A 22,180-nucleotide genomic window follows, 5' to 3' on the forward strand; every position below is an offset into this window, starting at 1 on the left:
ATCCGCTGAGTCGGGTCAGCTGCGGCTGAGCACCCGGTGCTCGCGCATCTTTGCCGGCCCGGTGGGATTGTGCACCAGCGCCAGGGTGGCCAGCCCGATGCTCAGGATCACCACCACCCCGAGGATGATCGCCTTGTCGCTGCCGCCGGCGCTGAGGAGCAGCAGCGCGATCAGCCCGGGGGTCAGGAAGGACACGCTGCGCCCGGCCGTGGCGTAGAGGCCGAAGAGCTCTCCAGCCCGGCTGGGCGGGGCGAGCCGGGCGAGGAAGGCCCGGGAGGAGGACTGCGCCGGCCCGACGAACACGCACAGCATCAGCCCGAAGACCCAGAAGGCTCCGGTCGGGGTGATCACGAACCCGCCCAGGCTGCGCTCGACGTCGAGGAAGTACAGCAGCCCGGCGGTCAGGATCAGCGCGATCACACAGGTGGCGATCACCCGACGCGGACCGACCCGATCATCGAACCAGCCCCCGATGAACGCCCCCAGCGCCGCCGCCACATTCCCGGCGATGCCGAAGAGCAGGATGTCTGAGGTGGTGAATCCGAAGACGGTGACGCCGAGGATCGCGCCGTAGGTGAACACCGCGGAGAGCCCGTCCCGGTAGATCGCGGAGGAGACCAGGAACCAGAAGGTGTTCCGGTCCTCGCGCCAGAGCCCGAGGATAAGTCCCAGGAGCCGGCGGTAGGACTCCAGGACGCTGACCCGCTCCTGGACGACGTCCTGGTCTGCGGTCTTCAGCGGGGTCAGCAGCAGCGGCAGCGAGAAGATCAGGAACCAGGCGGCGGCCACTAGCGCCACGGCCCGGACATTGACCATCTCGTCCTCGCCGAGGCCGAACAGGTGCGGCGGCTCCCCGGCGACCAGTCCGAAGTACACGATGGCCAGGATCACGATGCCACCCAGATAGCCCGAGCCCCAGCCGACCCCCGAGACCCGACCCATCCGCGGGGAGTCCGCGATGTCGGTGATCATCGAGTTGTAGTTCAGGTTCGCGAACTCGTCGAAGAGCGTCATCGTGGCCATCAGCGTCACCCCGAGGACCAGATACGCCTGATCCGGCTTCACGAAGAAGCACGCGGCGACCAGCGCCACGACGATCAGCGTGTTGATGGCGAGCCAGCGTCGTCGTTGCCCGCCGTTGTCCGCGCGCTGCCCGATCACCGGGGCGGTGAGCGCGATGATCAGCCCGGCGATCGTGTTCGCCGTGGTCAGGTACTGCGTGCCCTGACCCCCGGGCCCGACTGCGTCGGCGATGTAGGTCCCGAAGACGAAGGTCACCATGACCGCACTGACTGTGGCGTTGCCCCAGCTCCACAGGCTCCAGACCGCGATCAGCCGCTTCTTCAACGGCTCGAGGACAGTCGCCGCGGCGGGCTCAGTGGTGCTCATTGCGGCATAGTAACCCTGGTTTGTTAACATAGAGAGGATTGCCGCCGCAGAACCTTGTTTTCAGGGACTCGCAGTCAGGCGTGCGAGGAGTTGATGACTGGAGAGGAGCGGGGTACGTGATCATTTGGATGCTGGCGGCGCTGTTCGCGCTGAGCATCCTGACCCCATTCCTCTTCCACCGCTTCGGCCGCCGCACCTTCTTCTTCCTCGCCGCGGTCCTGGGTGCAGCCACGATCCTGATCCTCGGCTACATCCCCTCGGTGCTCGAGGCAGACCAGTCGGCGGGCATCGGCGCGCCGAACGCGCCCCCGGCCGAGGTCATCGAGTGGATCCCGCAGTTCGGCGTGGAACTGGCCTTCCGCATGGACGCCCTCGCGCTGGCCATGTCGGTGCTGATCCTCGGCGTGGGCGCCCTGGTGATGCTCTACTGCGCGCGCTACTTCTCCGCCACGGAGCGCGCCGCCGGCCCTTTCGCGGCGCAGCTCTTCGCCTTCGCCGCCTCGATGCTCGGCCTGGTGCTCTCCGATGACCTGGTGATGCTCTTCGTGTTCTGGGAGCTCACCACGATCCTGTCCTTCCTGCTGATCGGCTTCTCGGCACACCGGATCTACGCCCGCCGCTCCGCCATCCAGGCACTCCTGGTGACCACCTTCGGCGGCCTGGCGATGCTGGTGGGACTGCTCTGGCTGGGTCAGCTCACCGGCAGCTACCGGCTCTCCGAGATCCTCGCCGCCGCCCCGGAACTGGTCTCCGACCCGGCGACGGCGACCGCCGTGGACATCGCAGTGGCCCTGGTCCTGCTGGGCGCCCTCTCCAAATCAGCCCTGGTGCCGTTCCACTTCTGGCTGCCCGCCGCGATGGCGGCACCGACCCCGGTCTCCGCCTACCTGCATGCCGCCGCCATGGTCAAGGCCGGGGTCTACCTGGTGGCGCGCTTCGCTCCGGGCTTCTCCGAGACCAGCTATTGGCTGCCGGTGGTGCTGGGCCTGGGGCTGCTGACCATGCTGGTCGGGGCCTGGCGGGCGCTGCGCCAGACGGACATCAAGCTGGTGCTGGCCTATGGCACAGTCTCCCAGCTGGGCTTCCTGATCATGATCAACGGGCTGGGCACCGAAGACGCGGCGCTCGCCGGACTGGCCATGCTGCTGGCCCACGGGCTGTTCAAGGCGGCGCTGTTCATGGTGGTCGGGATCATCGACCACCAGTCCGGGACTCGTGATCTGCGCCGCCTCTCCGGGCTGGCGCGGACCCAGCGGCCGCTGTTCATCGTCGCGCTGATCAGCACCGCGTCCATGGCCGGGCTCCCTCCGCTCTTCGGCTTCGTGGCCAAAGAGGTCGTCTTCGAGTCGTTCTTCAGCTACGCCGAGATCACCGCCGCCGGCTCGGTGCTGCCCTGGGGCTGGCTGGTGCTGATCGGGGTCGTGCTGGGCTCGGCGCTGACCGTGGCGTACTCCGCCCGCTTCCTCTGGGGCGCCTTCGCGACGAAGCGGGAGCCCTCCGGGGCGACGGTGCCGCCGACCGTCTTCAAGGGTCCGGTGCCCCGGGTCTTCCTGGCCGCCCCGATGATCCTCGCCAGCGCCACACTGGTCCTCGCGCTTCTCCCGCAGCCGGCGCAGGCGCTGGTCGAACCGTTCTCCACGCTGTTCGACCCGGTGGCTCCGGAGGTCGAGCCGACCTACCTCGCGCTCTGGCACGGACTGACCCCGGTGCTGGGGCTCTCCGTGCTGACCTGGGTCCTGGGCTACCTGCTCTTCCGTGCCCGGGAGCCCTTCGCCCGGTGGCAGGCCAAGGTGCCCCCGGTGTTCGACGCCGAGCGCGGCTACCGCGCCACCGTGCGTGGAGTGGACATGCTCTCCTCCTGGGTCACGGCCCGCACCCAGCGCGGCGCGCTGGGCTGGTACCTGTTCATCATCCTGGCCGTGGCGACCCTGGTGCCGCTCTCGGTGGTCATCTTCGGCGCCCCCGGTGGGTCCGGGGTCACCGACCGTTGGGCGCTGGATTCCTACATCATCGCGGAGCAGCCGCTGCAGGTGGTCCTGGCGCTGGTCATCCTCGCCGGAGCCAGCGGGGCGATCTGGGCGCCGAAGCGTTTCATGGCGGTGCTGATGGTCTCGCTGTGCGGCTGGGGGATCGCCGGGATCTTCGCGCTGCAGGGTGCCCCGGACCTGGCCCTGACCCTGCTGCTGGTGGAGTCGATCGTCCTGGTGGTCTTCGTGCTCGCGCTGCGCAGCCTGCCGGCCGGGATCTGGACCCAGAGCCCCACCCGGTTCAAGTTCGGCCGGGCCGCTCTGGGCGTCGGCTTCGGTCTGGTCATGATGGCCGTGGCGGTGATGTCGATGAACGCCCGCACCGCGGAACCGGTCTCGGTGGAGTACCCCTGGATGGCCTATGAGGTCGGGCAGGGTGCGAACATCGTCAACGTCACCCTGGTGGACCTGCGCGTCTGGGACACCTTCGGTGAGATCACCGTGCTCGCCGCCGCGGCCACCGGCGTCGCCTCGCTGATCTTCGTCAAGCGCCGTGATGTGCAGCGCCGCGAGCTCCACGAGGTGCCCAGCGGCTCCGTCGGGCGGGTGCTCTCGGACAAGGCGCTCTCCCCGCGTCAGGTCCGCGAGATCAAGGTGGCCCGCTCCTTCGCCACCGTGGCGCGGGAGGCGTGGCTGGTGGCCGGGCGCACCGTGGCTCCGGAGCATCGCAGCATCGTCTTCGAGGTGATCACTCGACTGATGTTCCACGGGATCATCATGATCTCGCTCTACCTGCTGCTGGCCGGGCACAATTTGCCCGGCGGCGGGTTCGCCGGCGGACTGCTCGCGGGACTGGCCTTCGTGCTGCGCTACCTGGCGGGTGGACGCTACGAGCTGGAGGCTGCGATCCCGTTCTCCGCCGGCGCCCTGATGGGCTGGGGCCTGGCGATCGCCTGCTTCACCGGACTGGCACCGCTGATCGCCGGTGGACAGGCCTTCCAGTCCTTCGACTTCTACCTCACGCTCCCGATCCTCGGCGAGCACCACTTCGTCTCCGCGATCCTCTTCGACGTCGGGGTCTACCTGGTCGTGATCGGCCTGATCGTGGACATCCTGCGCAGCCTGGGCTCGGAGATCGATGTGCGCAGCGAACGTGAAGGTCAGCGCGCGTCCACCACCGCCCACGGCATCCACGGCGAGACCTCCGCGGGGGTGGCACGATGACCATCAACCTGACGCTGCTGGTGCTCATGGGCGCGCTCTTCGCCATCGGCATCTACCTGCTCCTGGAGCGTTCCCTGACCCGGGTGCTGCTGGGGATCATCCTGATCTCCAACGGGGTGAACCTGCTGCTGCTGCACACCGCCGGCCGCGCCGGCCTGGCCCCGATCTACGATCCTGAGATCGCCGCCGAGGAATACCTCGACCCGCTGCCTCAGGCGCTGCTGCTCACCGCCATCGTGATCGCCTTCGCCCTGGTCAGCATCATGCTGGCGCTGATCTACCGGTCTTGGGTGTTGGCGCGTCAGGACGAGCTCGCCGATGACGAGGAGGACCGGCGCATCGCCTCCTACGCCAACGTCCACGACGTGGAGGAGGACGCCGAGCTGGCCACCGAGACCACCGAGTTCACCGACGAGACCGATGCCGCGGGCCGACAGCTGCTCAACCCACGCCGCGGATCAGACGCCGCCGAGACCGCCGAGGTCACCGGGGCCACGAGGGTCACAAGCACCGCGGGGGCCACGAGGACCACGCAGGCCACTGAGGTCAGCGACACCACGGAGGCCGCCGATGCGACCGATGCGGTGCGCGACGGCGGGACGCACCCTGATCAGCTCGATGTCACCCTCGGCGCCGGACGCGCCGACGGCCCGCCGCGGAAGGCCGCTGTCGACCCCGACGCCGATCCCACCGACGATGGTGCCCACACCGACCTCACCGAGAACCCTGAGGCCGGCGGATCGGCTTCCGAGACCCCGACCAGCGATCCCGACGACGGACCGGACCCGAGCGAAGGAGGTCTGCGCTGATGAACGCCGAGCTGCTCAGCTTCACACCCCTGGCCGTGCTGGTCCCGTTCTTCGGCGCCGGATTCGCCTTCGCCTTCTACCGCAGCAAGTCGGCCCAGCGCGCGATCACCATCGGAGCGCTGGTGATCACTGTGATCCTGGAGATCACGCTGCTCAGCCAGGTCTGGAACGGCGGTGCCCACGCCATCCACCTGGCCGGCTGGCCCGCGCCGTTCGGCATCGTGATGGTCATCGACCGGTTCGCGGCGCTGATGCTGCTGGTCTCCTCGATCATCACCCTGTGCGTGCTGCTCTACGCGGTGGGCCAGGGCGCCGCGGAGGAGAAGGATGACTCCGGCCCGGTCTCGATCTTCTATCCCACCTATCTGATCCTGGTCGCCGGGGTCTCCAACGCATTCCTCGCCGGTGACCTGTTCAACCTCTATGTGGGCTTCGAGATCTTCCTGACCGCCTCCTATGTGCTGCTGACCCTGGGCGGAGGTGAGTCCCGGATCCGCGCGGGCGTGACCTATGTGGTGGTCTCGATCGTCTCCTCGATGCTGTTCCTGATCACCATCGGGATGATCTACGCCGCCACCGGCACCGTGAACTTGGCCGATCTCGCGCTGAAGCTGGGCGATCTTGACCCGAGCATGCAGCTGACCCTGCACGTGATGCTGCTGGTGGCCTTCGGCATCAAGGCGGCAGTCTTCCCGCTGGCCTTCTGGCTGCCGGACTCCTACCCCACGGCTCCGGCTCCGGTCACCGCGGTGTTCGCCGGCCTGCTCACCAAGGTGGGCATCTATGCGATCATCCGCACCGAGACGCTGCTCTTCCCGGGGGAGCGGATCAACACGGCGCTGATGATCGTCGCGGCGCTGACCATGATCGTGGGCATCCTCGGTGCCCTGGCCCAGGCGGACATCAAGCGGATGCTCTCCTTCACCTTGATCAGCCACATCGGCTATCTGGTCTTCGGACTGGCGCTGAGCTCGATCATCGGGATGGCCGCGACCATCTACTACGTGGCTCACCACATCACCATCCAGACCACCTTGTTCCTGGTCACCGGGCTGATCGAACGCCGCTCTGGGACCTCGAACGTGCTGCGCCTGGGCGGACTGGCGAAGATCTCCCCGGTGCTGGGGCTGCTGTTCTTCATCCCAGCGATGAACCTGGCCGGGATTCCGCCGTTCTCCGGCTTCGTCGGCAAGCTGGGCATGATGCAGGGCGGAATCGCGGAGAACACCTGGATCACCTGGACGCTGGTGATCGCCTCGGTGGTGACCTCGCTGCTGACCCTGATGGCGGTGGCCAGGATCTGGACCCGCGGCTTCTGGCGCAAGCCTGAGGACGCCGACGAGACCCCGGAGCGCCAGCTGATGTCCAAGACGCTGGCCCACTCGCGTGCCGCGAACAAGCGCTTCCTGCCGATGTCCATGGTGGCGCCCACGGCGGCGCTGGTGGCGCTGTCGCTGGCCTTCACCGTCTTCGCCGGACCTCTGATGGACTTCTCGCGGGCCGCCGCCCAGGACATGTATGAGCGCACCCCGTACCTGGAGGCGGTCTTCGGACCCGAGCGCACCGAGGGCGTCCGCGATGAGCTTCAGGACTACGCCGCCACCTTCCTGATCGACTATGAGCTCGACGACGACGGCGCCGCCGAGCACGCCCCCGTGGAGACCTCGCTGCAGCCCGATGACGAAGAGGCCGAGGTTGTCCCGGAGATCACAGACGAGGATGATCAGTGATGAAGAGACCTAAGACGCCGCTGAAGTTGGAGCTGCCGCTGATCGCGTTCCTCGGCTTCTTCTGGATGGCCATCTGGCAGGACTTCACCCTTGGGACGCTGATCATCGGTGTGGTCTATGCCACGATCATCGTGCGGGTGTTCTATCTGCCCCCGCTGCGCGGCAGCGGACGGCTCAACCCGCTGTGGGGTCTGGTGTTCACCGTGCGCTTCCTGATGAAGATGGTCGCGGCCTCCTTCCAGGTGTCTTGGATCGCGATCGTCGTCGGGCCCAGGGTGAAGAACTCGATCATCTCCGTGCAGCTGCGCAGCCACGATGACCTGATCGTCACCCTCACCGGGCACGCCCTGGCCCTGGTGCCAGGCTCGTTGGTCCTCGACGTGGACCGGACGACGGCGACGCTCTACCTCCACGCCCTGGACGTGAACTCTGATGAGGACGCCGAGAAGATCCGCCAGGATGCGCTGAAGACCGAGGCGCTGCTCATCCTGACCTGCGGGAACCGCTCGGATGTGGCGGTGGTCAAGGCGGAGAAGCGACTGGGCAGGATGTCGGGCTTCTCCAAGACCGAGCGCGACACCCCGTTCATCCACCGCGGAGATGCTCCGCGCGGGGCTGACCGGGATGCCGAACGCTCCACCTGGGACTCCGCCGCGACCCGGACCCCCGGCGGTCCCGTCCCGTCCGAGCGGACCACGATCGAGGAGGTGGAGCACTGATGCTGGAGATCGCGGTGCCCATCACCCAGGTCCTGCTCGCCGTGGGCGCCCTCGGCAGCGTCTACCGGGTCTATAAGGGCCCCTCCGTGCTGGACCGGGTGATCAGTCTGGACGTCATGCTCATCATCGTGGCCTCGATGATGATCCTGGACATGGTGGTCAACGACCACCAGGACTTCATCATGTTCGTCGTGATCACCGCCGTGATCGGGTTCCTCGGCGCCGTGGCCATCGCCCGCTACGTGGTCGTGCGCTCTCCGGAGGAGGTGGCGAGCCAGACTCCTGAGCAGGACCCATACCCCGCCCCGCCGGTCGCGCCGGCCATCCCGGGTGTCGCCGCGGAGAACGAACCGGAGGCCCCCCATGATCCGGTGAGCACGCCTCGGATGCCTGGCCTGGCAGCCGAGGAGGGCGAGGACGAGTCCACCTCGTGGTTCTCCGCGCTGACCCGCTCCGGGTTCACTCCGCGCCGGCACGATGATCCGACCCCTCCTGCGCGCACCTCAGGCGAGACCGAGTCCGGTGCTGATCCTGCCTCGGGCCGGACCCCAGGCAGGTCTTCGACCCAGGAGGGGCACGATGCTTGACGCTCTCGACACGGACCTGATCCTCGACGCCGTGGCCTCGGTCCTGCTGCTCATCGGCGGTCTGATGTCCCTGGCCGCGGGCGTCGGGCTGGTCCGGCTGCCTGACCTGCACTCGCGGATGCACGCCGCCACCAAACCCCAGGTGCTCGGCCTGCTGTCCCTGCTGCTGGCCGCCGCCATCACCTGGCGATCCTGGGAGTGGGTGGCGATCGTGCTGCTGGCCTGGGGGCTGCAGCTGCTCACCGCCCCGGTCAGCGCGCATGTGGTGGGCCGCTCCGGCTACCGCACCAAACACATGCGCCGGGACCTGCTCACCCACGACGAGCTCGCCAGCGCAGTGGAGCGGATCAGCCGGGACATCCCACCCTCCCGCGGCTGAGCCGCCGGTTCACCGAGGACCGGCGAGGGTCCGCCGTAGGCAGGTCGGCGCAGGCAGGTCGGCGCAGGCAGGTCGGCTTAGGCGGGGCGGCTCAGGTCCAGACCAGGTTCCAGGTGCCGCTGAGGATAGCCGCGCCCACGGCCAGCGCCCCGATCGCGGCGCCGGAGAGGATCACCGGGGCATCGGCCAGGCTGAATCGTGCCGGACGGGCCCAGCTGCGCGCTCCGGCGCCGAACCCGCGCGACTCCATGGTCACCGCGAGCCGGGTGGCCAGTCGGATGGCCTGGACCAGCAGCCCGAACCCTTGCGAGGCCGTGCTGCGCATGCGCCGGAAGAGACCTCCCTGCGCGGTGACTCCGCGGGCCCGTCGGGCGTGCCCGAGAGTGGTCCAATGCTCGGCGAGAAGCCCCAGCAGCCGCATCGCCGCCAGCGCCCCGAGCACGAATCGAGCCGGCAGTCGCAGCTGCTGCGCCAGGGAGTCCGCGAGGTCTGTCGGGTCTGTGGTGGAGAAGACGATCACCGAGGGCAGCACGATCGCGAAGGCGCGCGCCCCCAGTGCAAGCCCCAGGGCGATCGAACCCTCGCTGATCGTGGTGAACCCGAGATCAGCGACCACCGGCCCGGACTCCTCTGAGGCGATCGCAGTGCCCCAGGCCGCCACCAGCGCGCCGAGAGCAAAGGGCCAGATCCGCCGCAGGAAGCCCGCCGGTCGGATCCCGGCCAGCGGCAGCAGCGCGAGGCTCGCCAGGATGACGACGCCGGAGCTGACCACATCGATGGTCATCACCAGTGCCGCAGTGATCAGGAAGACCGCCAGAAGCTTCGCCAGCGCGTTGCGCCGCCCCAGCCAGGACAGCGAGCGCTGCGCCCCGAAGAGCTCCCCACCGGGGGCCTCGGAACGCGGAGGGTCTGCCGGCCCGCCCGAGTCAGGGGCCTGGATGTTCAGCTCTCTGGCGTCGACCCCGCGCAGGAAGGCCGCATCATGGGTGACTGCCAACACCGTCCCCCCGGAGTTGAGATGCTCGCGCAGCAGCAAGATCAGCTCGGCGAAGGTGCGGGCATCCTGACCGAAGGTGGGCTCATCGAGCATCAGCACCTCCGGTCCCGCCGAGAGCACCGTGCCGACCGAGAGTCGCCGCTTCTCCCCGCCGGAAAGGGTGAACGGATTGGCCTCGGCGAGCTCGGTGAGTCCCAGCCTCTCCAGCAGCTCAGCGACCCGCTCCTGGACCTGCTGCTCGGAGAAGAGCCGATCCGTGCCGCCGGGGACTCGTGCCTGCTCGGCCCCCAGGGCGAGCTCCTCGCGCACGGTGCTGCGCACGAACTGGTGCTCCGGCTCTTGGAAGACCACTCCGATCCGGGCGATCAGCTCGGCCGAGCGCCACTGGTGCGGGTCCGGGGTGCCCAGCGCACCGGGTCCGCTGCCGGTGAGTTCCGTCGTGGCGGAGACACCGCCGGCATGTGCTGGGAGCAGGCCCGCCAGGGTCAGCAGCAGCGTGGACTTTCCCGCGCCGTTCGCGCCGGTGATGCCCACGCTCTGACCCCGGCGGATCACCAGGTCGAGATCCGTCAACGTCGGTGGAGCGGGGTGCGCCCGCCGCCAGCCGGCCTTGGGGGAGTGGCGCCCGACCGCGAGCCCCTGAGCCAGCAGCAGCGGCTCGCCCTCCGCTGCGGCGCTCGGCTCAGCTCGATGCTCCATGCCGGGTGCTGCGTCGTGCTGACCTGCGCCGTCGTGGTGGTCGCGGGATCCCTGCCGCCACGGGGGCAGCCCCTGCAGCGGGTCCCGGCCGGGCACCCAGAGCCCCATCTCGCCCAGCTCCTCGCGCAGCGGCGCATCGGTGAAGATGTCACCGGCGCGTCGTTGTCCTCGGATGCCGCCTCCGGTCTCCAGGATGAGCAGGGTGTCCATATGCTCCGCCCAGACCTCGAGCCGATGCTCCACCAGGATCACGGTGGCCCCGGTGGCGGCAGCGGCGGCGAGCACCGCGTCACGGACCTGCCGCACACCCTCGGGATCCAGGTTCGCAGTGGGTTCGTCCAGCAGCAGCAGACCTGGACGCATGGCCAGGATCCCGGCCAGGGCCAGCCGCTGCTTCTGGCCCCCGGAGAGCTTCGCGCTGGGATGATCCAGTCCGAACTCCTGCAGGCCGACATCGCTGAGCGCGGCCTGGACCCGCTGCCAGATCTGCTCCCTGGGCACCGAGAGGTTCTCGGCGGCGAAGGCCACGTCGTCGCCGAGCCGGGAGAGCACGACCTGAGACTCTGGGTCCTGCTGCATCAGACCGGCCCTGCCTCGGGCCTTCTCGGGAGGAACCCCGTCGAGCAGGAGCGTGCCGTGGGCCTCAGCCTCCTCGTCGTGGAGCACCCCGGCCAGCGCGTGGAGCAGCGTGGACTTCCCAGCACCCGAGGGTCCGGCCAGAAGCACCTTCTCGCCTGGCTGGATGCGCAGGTCCAGGTCCTTCACCGCGGGATGCGGGCGTTCGGAATGCGTCCAGGACCAACGCTGCGCGGTGACGTCCACCCCGCGTTCCCGGTGCCCCGGGGATGTCGCCGTCAGCCCCGGTGCAACCTCGGGGACCGGATGGTCACGGACACGGCGGCCTGCGGGCTCACCCACGGGAGCGCCCGAGGCTCAGCCGCGGCTCCCGGTGGGCTCGGCGAGAGGCCAGCGGTCCCAGCACCGAGGCTGCCGCGAGCCCGCGGGTGGCGAGCCAGGGGATGATCCCGGCGATGATCGCTCCGGAGAGCGCGAAGCAGCTGATGTGGATGGCCGTCTCGACCGGTGCGTAGGCGTACATCGGCACGATCCAGTGATAGGTGATCCCACCGGTCAGCCCGGAGGCGGCGCCGGCGAGCATCGCGAACTCCAGCGAGAACCGGCGGTAGGCCACCGCCAGGAAGATCAGCTCCGCGCCGAGGCCCTGCATGAAGCCGGAGGAGAGCACCGTGAGTCCCCACTGCGAGCCGAGCAGCGCCGAGACCGCCGCGGCGACCATCTCGCAGTAGATCGCGGCACCGGGCTTGCGGATCACCAGGGCACCCAGGACGGCGGGAAACAGCCACATCCCGTGGACCAGGGTCTCCACCGGCGGGTAGAAGACGAAGAGGTTGCCGATCAGGTGGTAGCTGAGGTTCCAGCCCCAGAAGATCACCCCGGAGGCGACGGCGAGCACCGAGGCGACCACGATGTCAGAGACCGACCAGCGCCAGGACCGGGCGGGGGAGTGGGCGGTGCCGCTGCGGGCGGAGGAGGTTGCGTGCTGGCTGCTGCTCATGATGCTTCTCCCTGAGTGGGGGGTGGACCAAGAGCACGCAGGAGGGAGGCTCGCGCCGCAGCATGAGCATCCGAGTGAAGATTCTCGACTTCCTTCGCAGGTCCTAACCTGATCAGGTGCGAGGGTCTGGGCCTTCAGCCCACTCTCAGCACCCTGCCGACGCGGTGCTGGCCTTCCGGCCAGGCATTCCGTCGAGGGGTGCTCCCCTGTCGTGTCTCAAATGACGTGCACTAGAGTAACACCAGGACACCGACCCACCACCTGAGGAGAACCCCGTGGACAAGCTTCTGGACAAGGGCATGGCCCTTGGCATCTCACTGGCCGGCGGCTTCGTCGCGACCCGCATCTTCGACTTCGTGTGGAAGCAGGCCACCGGCGACGACGCTCCGCGGGTGGCCAACGATGAGATGACGCTCAAGCGCGCACTGGCCTTCTCGATCGGCTCAGCCGCCGTCTCGGCCACCGTGCAGGTGCTCTCCCAGCGCGGCGCGAGCTCCACGGTGAAGAAGCTGCGCAAGAAGGTCGGGGACCGCGCGGAGGTCTGATCGATGCTCTTAGCTGCTGCGCAGGTCACCACCGGCCCGGACCCGGACGCCAATCTCGAGCTGATCCGCGACTACGCGCAGCGCGCCGCGCAGGCCGGGGCGCGCGTCGTGGTCTTCCCCGAGGCCGCTCAGCGCGCCTTCGGGCATTCGCTCGCCGAGGTCGCGGAGCCGGTCACCGGCCCCTGGGCCGAGCAGGTCCGCGCCATCGCGCGGGAGTCGCAGATCGTGATCGTCGCAGGGATGTTCACCCCGGGAGTGCCCAGCGCCGATGGCCGCCCCCGGGTGGCCAACACGCTGATCGCGGTGGGCCCGGCCGGCTCCGAGATGGAGGTCGACGTCGCCTACGACAAGATCCACCTCTACGACGCCTTCGGCTTCAAGGAGTCCGACGGCGTCCAGCCGGGCCGCAGTCCGGCGCAGTTCCAGGTCGACGGGGTCACCTTCGGGCTGGCGACCTGCTATGACATCCGCTTCCCGAACCTGTTCACCGCCCACGCCCGTTCGGGCGCCCATGTGACCCTGGTGCCGGCCTCCTGGGGCGCCGGGGAGGGCAAGCTCGCGCAGTGGCGGCTGCTTGCCCAGGCCAGGGCGCTGGACTCCACCCAGTACATCCTTGCCTGCGGGCAGGCAGATCCTGCTGCCGCCGGCGTGGATGCGGTGCCGGGAGCTCCTACCGGGGTGGGGCATTCCATGATCGTCTCACCGCTGGGAGTTCCGCTGAGCGAGGCCCAGGCGGCGCCGGAGCTGCTGCTCGCGGAGGTGGACGTGGACGTGGTCAGCCGGACCCGAGAGCTGGTTCCGGTGCTGCAGAACGCCCGCCCGCTCTGAGCCGACGCCCGCCCGCTCTATGCTGACGCATGCGCGGTCTGCGCCTGCGCCCGCACAGTCTGCGCATGCGCACGAACCGGGACGTCAGTCCGTCGGGTGGTTCACCGGGAGGTCCTGGTCCAGGAAGCTGTTCAGCTGCGCGGTGAGCTCCGGGTCCACGGCGAGCTCGTGCTCATCGATCCGATTCACCGGGGCGGCGAGTCGGACCGAGGAGAGCAGCCAGACGTGGTCTGCTGCCCGCAGGTCTTCCGGGGTCAGCGGGCCGTAGCCGAGCTTCCACCCGGCTCGTTCCGCGGCGGTGAAGATGGCGCCCTGTGTGGTGCCGGGCAGGATGCCGGTCTCCAGCACCGGGGTGATCAGGGTCGGGGGCTCGCCCTCGCCCCCCGCCCGGGCGATCAGCACGGTGGAAGTGGGGCCCTCAAGGACCTGGCCGTCGGAGGTGGTGAAGATGACGTCGTCGAAACCTCCGGCCTCGGCGTGACGCAGCGCCGCCATGTTCACCGCGTAGCTCAACGTCTTGGCGCCGAGCACCAGCCAGGGCGCGCGCTCTGCGGCCGTGGAGTCGTAGCCGCGGTCCAGCAGCGTCACGGCCAGCGGCTTCCCGCGGTTGGCGCGAATGCTCTCGGCCACCGGGGTCAGCATCAGCCAATAGGTGCCGGCGAAGGCCGGGTCCTCAGAGGCTGGTTCGTTCTCCACCCCACGGGTGGCCACCAGCTTGATCGCCAGCTCCTCGGGCACCCCGCCCCGGGCACGGTATTCCTCAAGGCCCAGTCCGACCGCCGCCTCCCAGGATTCCGCAGGGGGGACGCCGATGTCGAGGATGGCCGCGGAGCGACGCAGCCGTGCCAGGTGGGCATCGAGCTTTCGTGGCGTCCCATTGACGGCGAACATGGTCTCGAATATCCCATCCCCGCGAATGGCACCGAGGTCGGTGATCCGCAGTTGGGGCTGGTGCGGGTCAAAGACCGCACCGTGGGGGTGTTCGGCGTCGATCCGTACGGCGACGGCGGCCACAGAGTCATCACGAAAGTGCTCAGCCATGGCTACAGCCTAGCCGCTGTGCGGCGCACCGGGTGCGAGGGTGCGGGACGGACCAAGTAGGCTTAAGCCGGGAAGGACGGGGGGATGCGGTGCTGTGGCCATTCAGCGGGTTGGGACTCGACGACCTCCCGCAGTGGATCTTCCTGATCATCCTGGTGTTCGAGGTCGGCGTCCGGGTGGCAGTGATCGGGATCATCCCGTCGAACAGACGCCCCAACACGGCCATGGCCTGGCTGCTGGCGATCTTCTTCATCCCCGCGGTGGGCCTGCCGCTCTTCCTGCTCCTGGGCCGCAGCAAGCTCTCCTCACGTCGCCAGGAGCGGCAGCGCAGGATGAACGAGGCGCTGCTGGAGGCGACCAGCCAGATGGAGCTCTCGGACCAGCTGCGCGAGCATGAACAGCTCAGCGCCACCGTCGTGCTCAACCGCAATCTCGGAGCCTTCCCCATCCAGGAGGGCAACCAGCTCACGCTGATCACGGACTACCGGGCAACCTTCACCTGGCTGGTCGATCAGATCGATGAGGCTCGGGAATACGTCCACGTGCTCTTCTACATCGTCGGCGATGACCCCGAGTTCAGCGGACCGGTCCTGGATGCGATGGAGCGCGCCGCGGAGCGCGGGGTCAAGGTGCGCTTCCTCTACGACCACCTCGGGACGTCCCGGGTCAAGGGCTACCGCCGGCTCAAGCGCAGGCTGCGCCGGTCCAAGATCGAATGGCACCGGGTGCTGCCGATCCGCCCGCTGCGTCGTCGCTTCTCCCGGCTTGACCTGCGCAATCACCGCAAGATCGTCGTCATCGACGGTCTCACCGCGCTGACCGGCTCCACGAACCTGATCGAACCGCACTACCAGCGCCCGGCGGCGGTGCGCATGGGTCGCCACTGGGTGGAGCTCAACGTCGTGCTCACCGGTCCGGCGGTGACCGGGCTCGACATCGTCTTCGCCTCGGACTGGTATGCCGAGACCAACGAGAATCTCGGAGAGAAGCTGCTGGTGGACCTGGAGGCCGACGAAGCCTCATCCGGGGGCTCCCTGGTCCAGGTGGTCCCCTCCGGACCGGGGTTCCCGGATGAGAACAATCTGCGGCTCTTCAACGATCTGATCTATCAGGCCACGGACCGGATCATCATCTCCACGCCGTATCTGGTCCCCGACGACTCGCTGCTCTACGCGCTGACCAATGCCGCGCACCGCGACGTGGAGGTGATGGTGCTGGTCTCGAAGAAGGCCGACCAGTTCACCGTCCAACATGCTCAGCAGTCCTACTACCAGATCCTGCTCGAAGCGGGGGTGCGCATCTTCCGCTACCCGGACCCTGATGTGCTCCACGCCAAATTCATGATCATCGACGAGCACGTCGCGGTGCTGGGCTCCTCGAACATGGATATGCGCTCGTTCTCGCTGAACCTCGAAGTCACCCTGATGATCGTCGACGTCGCCAAGGTCGCCGAGATCGAAGAGGTCTTCACCCGATACCTGCTGCTCTCCACCGAGCTGGACCAGGAGGAGTGGGCGCGCAGGCCCTGGCACGTGCGGTACCTCGACAATACGTTCCGGCTGACCTCGGGCCTGCAGTAGAGCCCTCCGCCAGGAGGCTATATACTCTCTGCCCAGGATCCCGGAGCGCTGGCTTCGGCCCGTTCACCTGTGCCGATGAGACCTGAGGAAACATGATCGGATTGCGTTCGAGCTCCCGCCGAGCCGCGCCCTCCGCGACCCGAACCACGCGTCTCCTGGCCGTCCTCGCCGCCGCGACCCTGACCATGACCGCGTGCTCGCCCGGCGCCGAGGATCCGCAGCCCGCACAGGATGCCGCCGCAGCGAGCTCCCTGCCAGCCGAGAGTCCTGAATCCGGGAGTCCTGGGTCTGCGAGTCCTGAGTCCGGAAGTGCCCCGGAAGGCGGCGACGACGCAGACCAGGACGAATCGGGCACCGAGGCCTCGGCCGATCCGGAGCCCCAGGAGCTGCTCACCCAGCGTGAGATCTCACAGATCCTGCTCACCCAGTCGGAGCTGCCGTTCACCCCGGACAGCCACTCCACGCTCACCGGGCTGGACTTCTTCCAGAACCAGCTCGGAGTCGCCGCCGAGGTGTACACCGAGAGCTTCGGCGAGGGGGAGTGTGCCTCCGCCATGGACCGGATCAATGCCGATCTGATCGGGGAGCGGCCAGAGCTCGGCGTCGTCCAGGAGTACCAGCACGAGCACGATGATCGCACCGAGAGCCTCTACGTCTGGATGCTCGGTCTTGAGGAGTCGCCGGACTCGGGGGCCATCTGGGACCGGGTCGTCGAGGCCTGCACCGCGCAGCCGCTGCGCGGCGAGACCGATTCGGTGGACTTCGAAGCCTACGAGGCCCACGATTTCCGAGGCCTGGAGCTGGACATGGAGGTCCACGACGGGGAGTCCGTGGTGGAGGTCCTCGGGTTCTCGGCAAGCATGGACTACGGCAGGCACCTGCTGATGGTCAGCGCCGCGAATATGGACGCGGAGACCTTCGATGCCATCGTGGAGCTGCAGGCGAAGAAGCTCGCCACCTTTGACCACCAGCGCGGGGAGTAACACCGGGGCGACGAGCAGCACCAGCGCGGCAACCTCGACCGGCCGCGCTGAACAGCGCCGGCGCGGCCAGCGCGTCTCACCCCTCCCGGTGGGCGGCGGCAGGCTCGGGGAACGGCGCCCCGAGGGCCTGCAGCACACCGCGTGACTTGGTGCGCACCTCTTCCCATTCCTCGGCGGGCTCCGAATCGGCGGTGATCGCCCCGCCCAGCCCCAGGTGGAAGCGGCGAGCCTCCGGTGAGCCGCTGAGCACGACCGTGCGGATGAGCACCGCCAGGTCCGCAGCGCCGTTGAGGCTGAAGTACCCTGCCACTCCCGAATAGGGCCCGCGGGCCCCGGTCTCCAGCCGCTGCAGGATCTCCATCGTGGAGATCTTCGGCGCCCCGGTCATCGAGCCCGGGGGGAAGGCATCGGCCACGACCCGCGCCCGGGAGGTGTGCTTCGGGATCTGTGCGCTGATCGTGGAGACCAGCTGGTGCACCGTGGGATAGGTCTCCACGGCGCAGAGCCGCTCTGTGCGCAGACTCCCGGGCACGGCGTGGATCGAGAGATCGTTGCGGACCAGGTCTGCGATCATCACGTTCTCGGCACGATCCTTCGGGTGGGTGCGCAGATCCTTCACCAGCGCCTGGTCCTGCGCCTCGGTGGACCCGCGCGGTCTGGTGCCCTTGATCGGCTCCGAACGCACCCTGCCGGTGGAGCTGATGCTCAGGAAACGCTCCGGTGAGGTGGAGAGGATCTCGGTCTCCCCGATGCTCAGGAACGCCGTGAAGGGCGCCCGGTTCCGAGCGCGCAGCGCCGAGAACACCTCGACGCCGCGCGCGCTGCCCGGCGTCAGGGTCCCAGTGATCGCGGTGGTCAGGCAGATCTCGTAGCTGTTCCCGGCGGTGATCTCCCGCTTGGCCTGCGCGATCGCGGCAAGGTAGGCGCTGCGGGAATCCCGGACCGCAGCCTCGCGGAGAACATCGCGCTGCTCTGACGCTGCGCCCCCGGCGTCGGGGTCCTCCGACCCATCCGACCCATCCGACCCATCCGGTGCTGCGGGGCGGCGCGGGAGTCCTGCCAGGGACCCGGTCACCCGTTCCTCCCAGTCGCCCATCGTGTCCGCCTCCAGGCACTGCAGCTCCAGCTGCCCCCGGTGATGATGAATGACCACGGCGTGGGTGGCGCGGAACAGGCTGGCCTCCTCCGAGGGGAGATCTCCGGACCGGGAGGCGCTCTCGGTCGGCTCGGCGGGATCCTCGATCGGGTCGGGGGAGCCTGCTTCGCGCTTGAGCTCATAGCCCAGCCAGCCCACCCAGCCCAGCGCGAACCGAGGAGCGTCGGCCTGCGCTGGGTCGCCGAACCCCTGACCAATCTGCCAGTTCTCCGCGAGCCAGTCGAAGAAGGACTGCCGGTGCCGGGTGGCTCCGCCGTCGTCCCGCACGCTCATCTGCCCCCGCGAGTGGCTCACCGTCGCCGCCTGAGGCCCGAAGGAGAAGGCCAAGATGCTGTATGCGCTGCGGGCTGGCTGCGTGGTCCGGGCGTGATCGCTGCTCTCCAGCAGTGCGGCCGGGACACCCGGCAGCTGGGAGGTCAGGGCAGCGAAGAGCCGTGCCGCAAGGTCCTCGGCGACGCCGTCCGGGACTCCGCCGGCGCTGCCCCCGGCTCGGGCGAGCAGCTCGTCAAGGTCCAGCAGCCGGCTTCTCGGCGCAGCCCTCATGGAGTCCCCGGTGCAGCGGTCATGGATCAAGGATGGCACAGGCCCGGGGCGCGTCTCGGCGCGCTACGATGTCGCCCATGGCATCTGAGGCACAGCGGTCCGAGATCGTAGAACCGCGACGGGGGCGTCCGCGCAGCGAAGCCTCCCACCAGGCGGTCCTGGACGCCACGGCACGGCTGCTCCGTGCGAGCCCCTACGAGGAGCTCACGGTGGAGGCCATCGCCTCGGAGGCGGGGGTGAGCAAGCAGACCATCTATCGCTGGTGGAAGTCCAAGGCGGCCGTGGTGCTGGAGGTGATGCTCACCGGGGACGCCGAGATCGAGCTGGTCCCCATGCCCTCCACCGGTGACCTGCGCGCGGACTGCCTGACCTGGATCCGCGGCATGATCGTCGAAGCCTTCCGGGAGACCCATGTCGGGATGGCGCGCAGCCTCGTGGTGGCCGGGCTCCAGGGTGATCCTGGAACGGAGCGCCTGCTGCAGCAGGCGAGCATGTGGGATCACGGGCTGCTCGCGGAGCGGCTCCGCGAGGCCGAGCGGGCCGGGGAGCTTCGCGAGGGCGTGGACGTCGCCGCGGCGGCCTCCGCGATCGGAGATCCGCTGATCTTCCGGATGCTCATCGGCTCCGCCCCCAGCCGGGGCTGGGCGGAGAGCCTGGTCGACGTCGTCCTGACCGGGCTGCTGCGTCCCGAGGCGGGAACCGACCGCCCCTGATCCGCTGAGCCTGGTCGCAGACCTGCTTTACAAGCCCGCTTCACAAACCCGGCAGAGAATTTCGAGACGCCGCGTTCCGTTTATGATCGTGTCATGGCAAAGCTCCTTTATCGCCTCGGCCTGCTCTCCGCGCGCCGAGCCAAGACCGTCGTGGCAGCCTGGTTCGCCATGCTCGCCCTCGCCGTCAGCTCCTTCCTCGCCTTCGGCGGACAGCTGACGGATCAGATCACGCTTCCTGACCTGGAGACCACCGCGGTCGCCGATCGCCTGGCCGAGGAGATGCCGGACTCCGGCGGCGGCAACGCCTCGGCGCTGCTCCGCACCGAGGACGGCGAGCCGTTCACCGCGGAGCAGGAGGAGCAGGTCGCGCAGTTCATCGAGGAGCTCGAGACCGAGGACATCGTCAGCGGCGTCACCGATCCCTTCGCCACCGAGGACCAGATCGCTGACGCGCGCAGCGAGATCTCCTCGGGTGAGGAGGAGCTTGAGTCCGGCCGCCAGGAGCTCGAGACCAACCGCGAAGAGCTGGACTCCGGCCGCGAGGAGATCGAGTCCGGGCTCGAGCAGGTCGATGCGGGCCAGGAGCAGCTCGACGCGGCCATCGCCGATGCTCAGGAGCAGGGCATCTATGACGCCGCCGTGGCCCAGTTCGACGCGCAGCAGGCAGAGCTCGACGCCAGCCGCGCCGAGCTTGAGGCCGCGCAGCAGGAGCTCGAGGCCGGGGAGGAGGAGCTGAACTCCGGCGAGGACGAGCTCACCGCCGCCGCCGAGGAGCTCGAGCGCGGCGCCGCGCTGCTGGAGCTCTCCTCCGGGGCCCAGGTGGTCTCTGAGGACGGCGACGTCGCGGTGCTGATGATCAACTTCACCGAGCCCATGGAGAGCATCGGGACCGAGGACCTGGCGACCGTCTCCGAGGCGATCACCGAGGCAGAGATCGGCGGCGTCGAGGCGCTGCCCGGCGGGGACCTGGACTTCGAGCTCCCGCACCTGTTCTCCATCGCCGAGCTGATCGGTCTGATGATCGCCGCAGCGGTGCTGCTGATCATGCTCGGCACACTCATCGGCGCAGGACTGCCGCTGCTCAACGCCCTGATCGGCGTCGGTGTCGGCGTCGCCGGCGCACTGGCGCTCTCCGGCGTCGTCGAGATGATGTCGATGACCCCGATCCTGGGGCTCATGCTGGGTCTGGCCGTGGGCATCGACTACTCGCTGTTCATCATCCACCGGCACCGCCGGCAGCTGAAGGACGGCATGGCGATCCCCAAGTCGATCGCGCTGGCCACCGGCACCGCGGGCAACGCCGTGGTCTTCGCCGGGGCCACTGTGGTGATCGCGCTGCTGGCGCTGAACGTCACCGGGCTGCCGTTCCTGGCCCTGATGGGCAGCGTCGCCGCCGCCTGTGTGGCCATCGCGGTGCTCATGGCGGTGACCATGACCCCGGCCATGCTTGCCCTGGTGGGCCGTCGGATCCTCGCCCGCAAGGAACGCCGCCGCATCGGTGAGCGTCGCAGCAAGGAGATCACCACTCAGATGGGCCATGGCAAGGCGATCGGCATCGCCGCTGCGGCGCTGATCGGACTCGGCGTGCTCTCCATCCCGACCTTCGATCTGCGCCTGGGGCTTCCCGATGCCAGCTCCAATGCCGAAGACTCGGCCTCCTACCAGGCCTACACCGCCACCGAGGAGGCCTTCGGCCAGGGGGTCAACGGACCGCTCCTGGTCCTCGCCGATCTGCCCGAAGGTCTCGACGAGACCCAGGCGCAGGAGTATCAGATCGAGATCGGCACCGCGCTGCTGGAGAATCAGAACATCGCCGCAGCCGTGCCCGCCGCGCTGAACGAGGACAACACGCTCGGGGTCTTCCAGGTCATTCCCGAGGAAGGGCCCGCCGCGGAGTCCACCGAGAACCTGGTGCATGAGTTCCGCGACGGCAACCCGCTCGCCGGCACGGATGCTGCCGATGTCCAGCTCTCTGTGGCGGGGATGACGGCGGCGCAGATCGACATGTCAGATGTCATCTCCGATGCGCTGCCGCTGTACCTGGCCCTGGTCATCGGGCTCTCGCTGCTGCTGATGATCATGGTGTTCCGCTCGATCCTGCTCCCGGTGATCGCGACGCTGGGCTTCGTCGGGTCCTTTGCGGCCGCGGTGGGCATCGTGGTCGCGGTGTTCCAGTGGGGCTGGCTCAGTGACGTCTTCGGCGTCACGACGCCGGGCCCGGTCCTGACCTTCCTGCCGGTGCTGATGGTCGGCATCCTGTTCGGGCTGGCGATGGATTATCAGCTCTTCACCGCCTCCGGGATGCGCGAGGCCTACGCCCACGGCTCCGCGCCGCGGCTGGCCGTGCGCCAGGGCCTGCATGCCGGACGCTCGGTGGTCACCGCAGCAGCCCTGATCATGGCCTCGGTGTTCGCCGGCTTCGTGTTCACCGATGATCCGATGATCGCCTCGATGGGCCTGGGGCTCTCCGTGGGAGTGCTGCTGGATGCCTTTGTGGTGCGACTGCTGCTGGTGCCGGCGCTGCTCCACCTGGCTGGGCCCGCCGCCTGGTGGCTGCCCAGGTGGCTGGATCGCCTGATCCCAGACGTCGACGTCGAAGGCGCTCAGCTTGAGCGCGAGGTCGTCAGTGATCCCGCCAGCTCCTCTGATGGGATCGAGCCGCTGGGGGACAGGAGGCAGCCTGCGCACACGCGCTGATCGATCCGCATATAGAGT

At 68.7% G+C, this 22,180-nt stretch carries 17 protein-coding genes and 1 riboswitch; of the genes, 12 read left to right on the forward strand and 5 right to left on the reverse strand.

The genetic code is table 11. The features are described 5' to 3' along the window. Window positions 1-15: 15 nt before the first annotated feature. Window positions 16-1,389: an MFS transporter gene (locus HNR11_RS06075; protein WP_218849660.1), complete on the reverse strand. Its 1,374-nt coding sequence runs from the start codon at window positions 1,387-1,389 to the stop codon at window positions 16-18. 116 nt (window positions 1,390-1,505) lie between these two features. Here HNR11_RS06075 and HNR11_RS06080 point away from each other — a divergent pair, with 116 nt between their 5' ends. Genes HNR11_RS06080 through mnhG form a run of 6 tightly spaced genes read left to right on the forward strand, consistent with a single transcriptional unit; the run spans window position 1,506 to window position 8,804 of the window. Beyond that, window positions 1,506-4,580, forward strand: a complete 3,075-nt coding sequence (locus HNR11_RS06080; RefSeq protein ID WP_343050600.1) for a Na+/H+ antiporter subunit A — start codon at window positions 1,506-1,508, stop codon at window positions 4,578-4,580. Further along, on the forward strand, window positions 4,577-5,389 hold the full coding sequence (locus HNR11_RS06085) for a Na(+)/H(+) antiporter subunit C (RefSeq protein WP_179441558.1): 813 nt from the start codon (window positions 4,577-4,579) through the stop codon (window positions 5,387-5,389). Before HNR11_RS06080 ends, HNR11_RS06085 begins: the two co-directional genes overlap by 4 nt. After that, the gene (locus HNR11_RS06090; protein ID WP_179441559.1) at window positions 5,389-7,119 is read left to right on the forward strand and encodes a Na+/H+ antiporter subunit D; all 1,731 of its coding nucleotides are present in this window, start codon (window positions 5,389-5,391) and stop codon (window positions 7,117-7,119) included. Before HNR11_RS06085 ends, HNR11_RS06090 begins: the two co-directional genes overlap by 1 nt. Next, the gene (locus tag HNR11_RS06095; protein WP_179441560.1) at window positions 7,119-7,838 is read left to right on the forward strand and encodes a Na+/H+ antiporter subunit E; all 720 of its coding nucleotides are present in this window, start codon (window positions 7,119-7,121) and stop codon (window positions 7,836-7,838) included. The genes HNR11_RS06090 and HNR11_RS06095 overlap by 1 nt, the downstream gene beginning before the upstream one ends. Beyond that, window positions 7,838-8,425, forward strand: a complete 588-nt coding sequence (locus HNR11_RS06100; protein ID WP_179441561.1) for an MrpF/PhaF family protein — start codon at window positions 7,838-7,840, stop codon at window positions 8,423-8,425. Before HNR11_RS06095 ends, HNR11_RS06100 begins: the two co-directional genes overlap by 1 nt. Then, window positions 8,418-8,804, forward strand: a complete 387-nt coding sequence (gene mnhG, locus HNR11_RS06105) for a monovalent cation/H(+) antiporter subunit G (RefSeq protein ID WP_058888109.1) — start codon at window positions 8,418-8,420, stop codon at window positions 8,802-8,804. The genes HNR11_RS06100 and mnhG overlap by 8 nt, the downstream gene beginning before the upstream one ends. Window positions 8,805-8,895: 91 nt before the next feature. Here the strand turns inward: mnhG and HNR11_RS06110 are convergent, their stop codons facing one another. Together HNR11_RS06110 and HNR11_RS06115 are read right to left on the reverse strand one after the other, a co-directional pair. Continuing rightward, a complete protein-coding gene (locus HNR11_RS06110) occupies window positions 8,896-11,358 on the reverse strand; it encodes an ATP-binding cassette domain-containing protein (protein ID WP_218849889.1) in 2,463 nt (820 codons plus the stop codon). A gap of 52 nt (window positions 11,359-11,410) precedes the next feature. Continuing rightward, complete coding sequence (locus HNR11_RS06115; RefSeq protein ID WP_083504698.1) at window positions 11,411-12,076, reverse strand: ECF transporter S component; 666 nt, start codon at window positions 12,074-12,076, stop codon at window positions 11,411-11,413. Between the two features lie 72 nt (window positions 12,077-12,148). Then, window positions 12,149-12,294, reverse strand: a riboswitch (TPP riboswitch). 57 nt (window positions 12,295-12,351) lie between these two features. Here HNR11_RS06115 and HNR11_RS06120 point away from each other — a divergent pair. Together HNR11_RS06120 and HNR11_RS06125 are read left to right on the forward strand one after the other, a co-directional pair. Continuing rightward, window positions 12,352-12,621: a DUF4235 domain-containing protein gene (locus HNR11_RS06120; RefSeq protein WP_058888110.1), complete on the forward strand. Its 270-nt coding sequence runs from the start codon at window positions 12,352-12,354 to the stop codon at window positions 12,619-12,621. A 3-nt stretch (window positions 12,622-12,624) separates the two neighbouring features. After that, window positions 12,625-13,449, forward strand: a complete 825-nt coding sequence (locus tag HNR11_RS06125; RefSeq protein WP_179441562.1) for a carbon-nitrogen hydrolase family protein — start codon at window positions 12,625-12,627, stop codon at window positions 13,447-13,449. Between the two features lie 84 nt (window positions 13,450-13,533). Here the strand turns inward: HNR11_RS06125 and HNR11_RS06130 are convergent, their stop codons facing one another. Next, window positions 13,534-14,490 carry an aminodeoxychorismate lyase gene (locus HNR11_RS06130; protein WP_179441563.1) on the reverse strand — a complete coding sequence of 319 codons (957 nt, stop codon included), beginning with the start codon at window positions 14,488-14,490 and terminating at the stop codon, window positions 13,534-13,536. A gap of 89 nt (window positions 14,491-14,579) precedes the next feature. Here HNR11_RS06130 and cls point away from each other — a divergent pair, with 89 nt between their 5' ends. Then, window positions 14,580-16,070 carry a cardiolipin synthase gene (cls, locus tag HNR11_RS06135; RefSeq protein ID WP_179441564.1) on the forward strand — a complete coding sequence of 497 codons (1,491 nt, stop codon included), beginning with the start codon at window positions 14,580-14,582 and terminating at the stop codon, window positions 16,068-16,070. A gap of 92 nt (window positions 16,071-16,162) precedes the next feature. Continuing rightward, window positions 16,163-17,053, forward strand: a complete 891-nt coding sequence (locus tag HNR11_RS06140) for a hypothetical protein (RefSeq protein ID WP_179441565.1) — start codon at window positions 16,163-16,165, stop codon at window positions 17,051-17,053. 76 nt (window positions 17,054-17,129) lie between these two features. On the opposite strand, the gene HNR11_RS06145 is transcribed toward HNR11_RS06140, so the two are convergent. Next, complete coding sequence (locus HNR11_RS06145) at window positions 17,130-18,752, reverse strand: anthranilate synthase component I family protein (protein WP_179441566.1); 1,623 nt, start codon at window positions 18,750-18,752, stop codon at window positions 17,130-17,132. A gap of 77 nt (window positions 18,753-18,829) precedes the next feature. Between HNR11_RS06145 and HNR11_RS06150 the strand changes: the two genes are divergently transcribed. After that, a complete protein-coding gene (locus HNR11_RS06150; RefSeq protein ID WP_179441567.1) occupies window positions 18,830-19,465 on the forward strand; it encodes a TetR/AcrR family transcriptional regulator in 636 nt (211 codons plus the stop codon). 93 nt (window positions 19,466-19,558) lie between these two features. Then, the gene (locus HNR11_RS06155) at window positions 19,559-22,162 is read left to right on the forward strand and encodes an MMPL family transporter (protein WP_179441568.1); all 2,604 of its coding nucleotides are present in this window, start codon (window positions 19,559-19,561) and stop codon (window positions 22,160-22,162) included. Window positions 22,163-22,180 lie beyond the last annotated feature (18 nt).

The sequence above is a fragment of the Nesterenkonia sandarakina genome (genome assembly GCF_013410215.1).
In the GTDB taxonomy this organism is placed as follows: Bacteria; Actinomycetota; Actinomycetes; order Actinomycetales; family Micrococcaceae; genus Nesterenkonia; species Nesterenkonia sandarakina.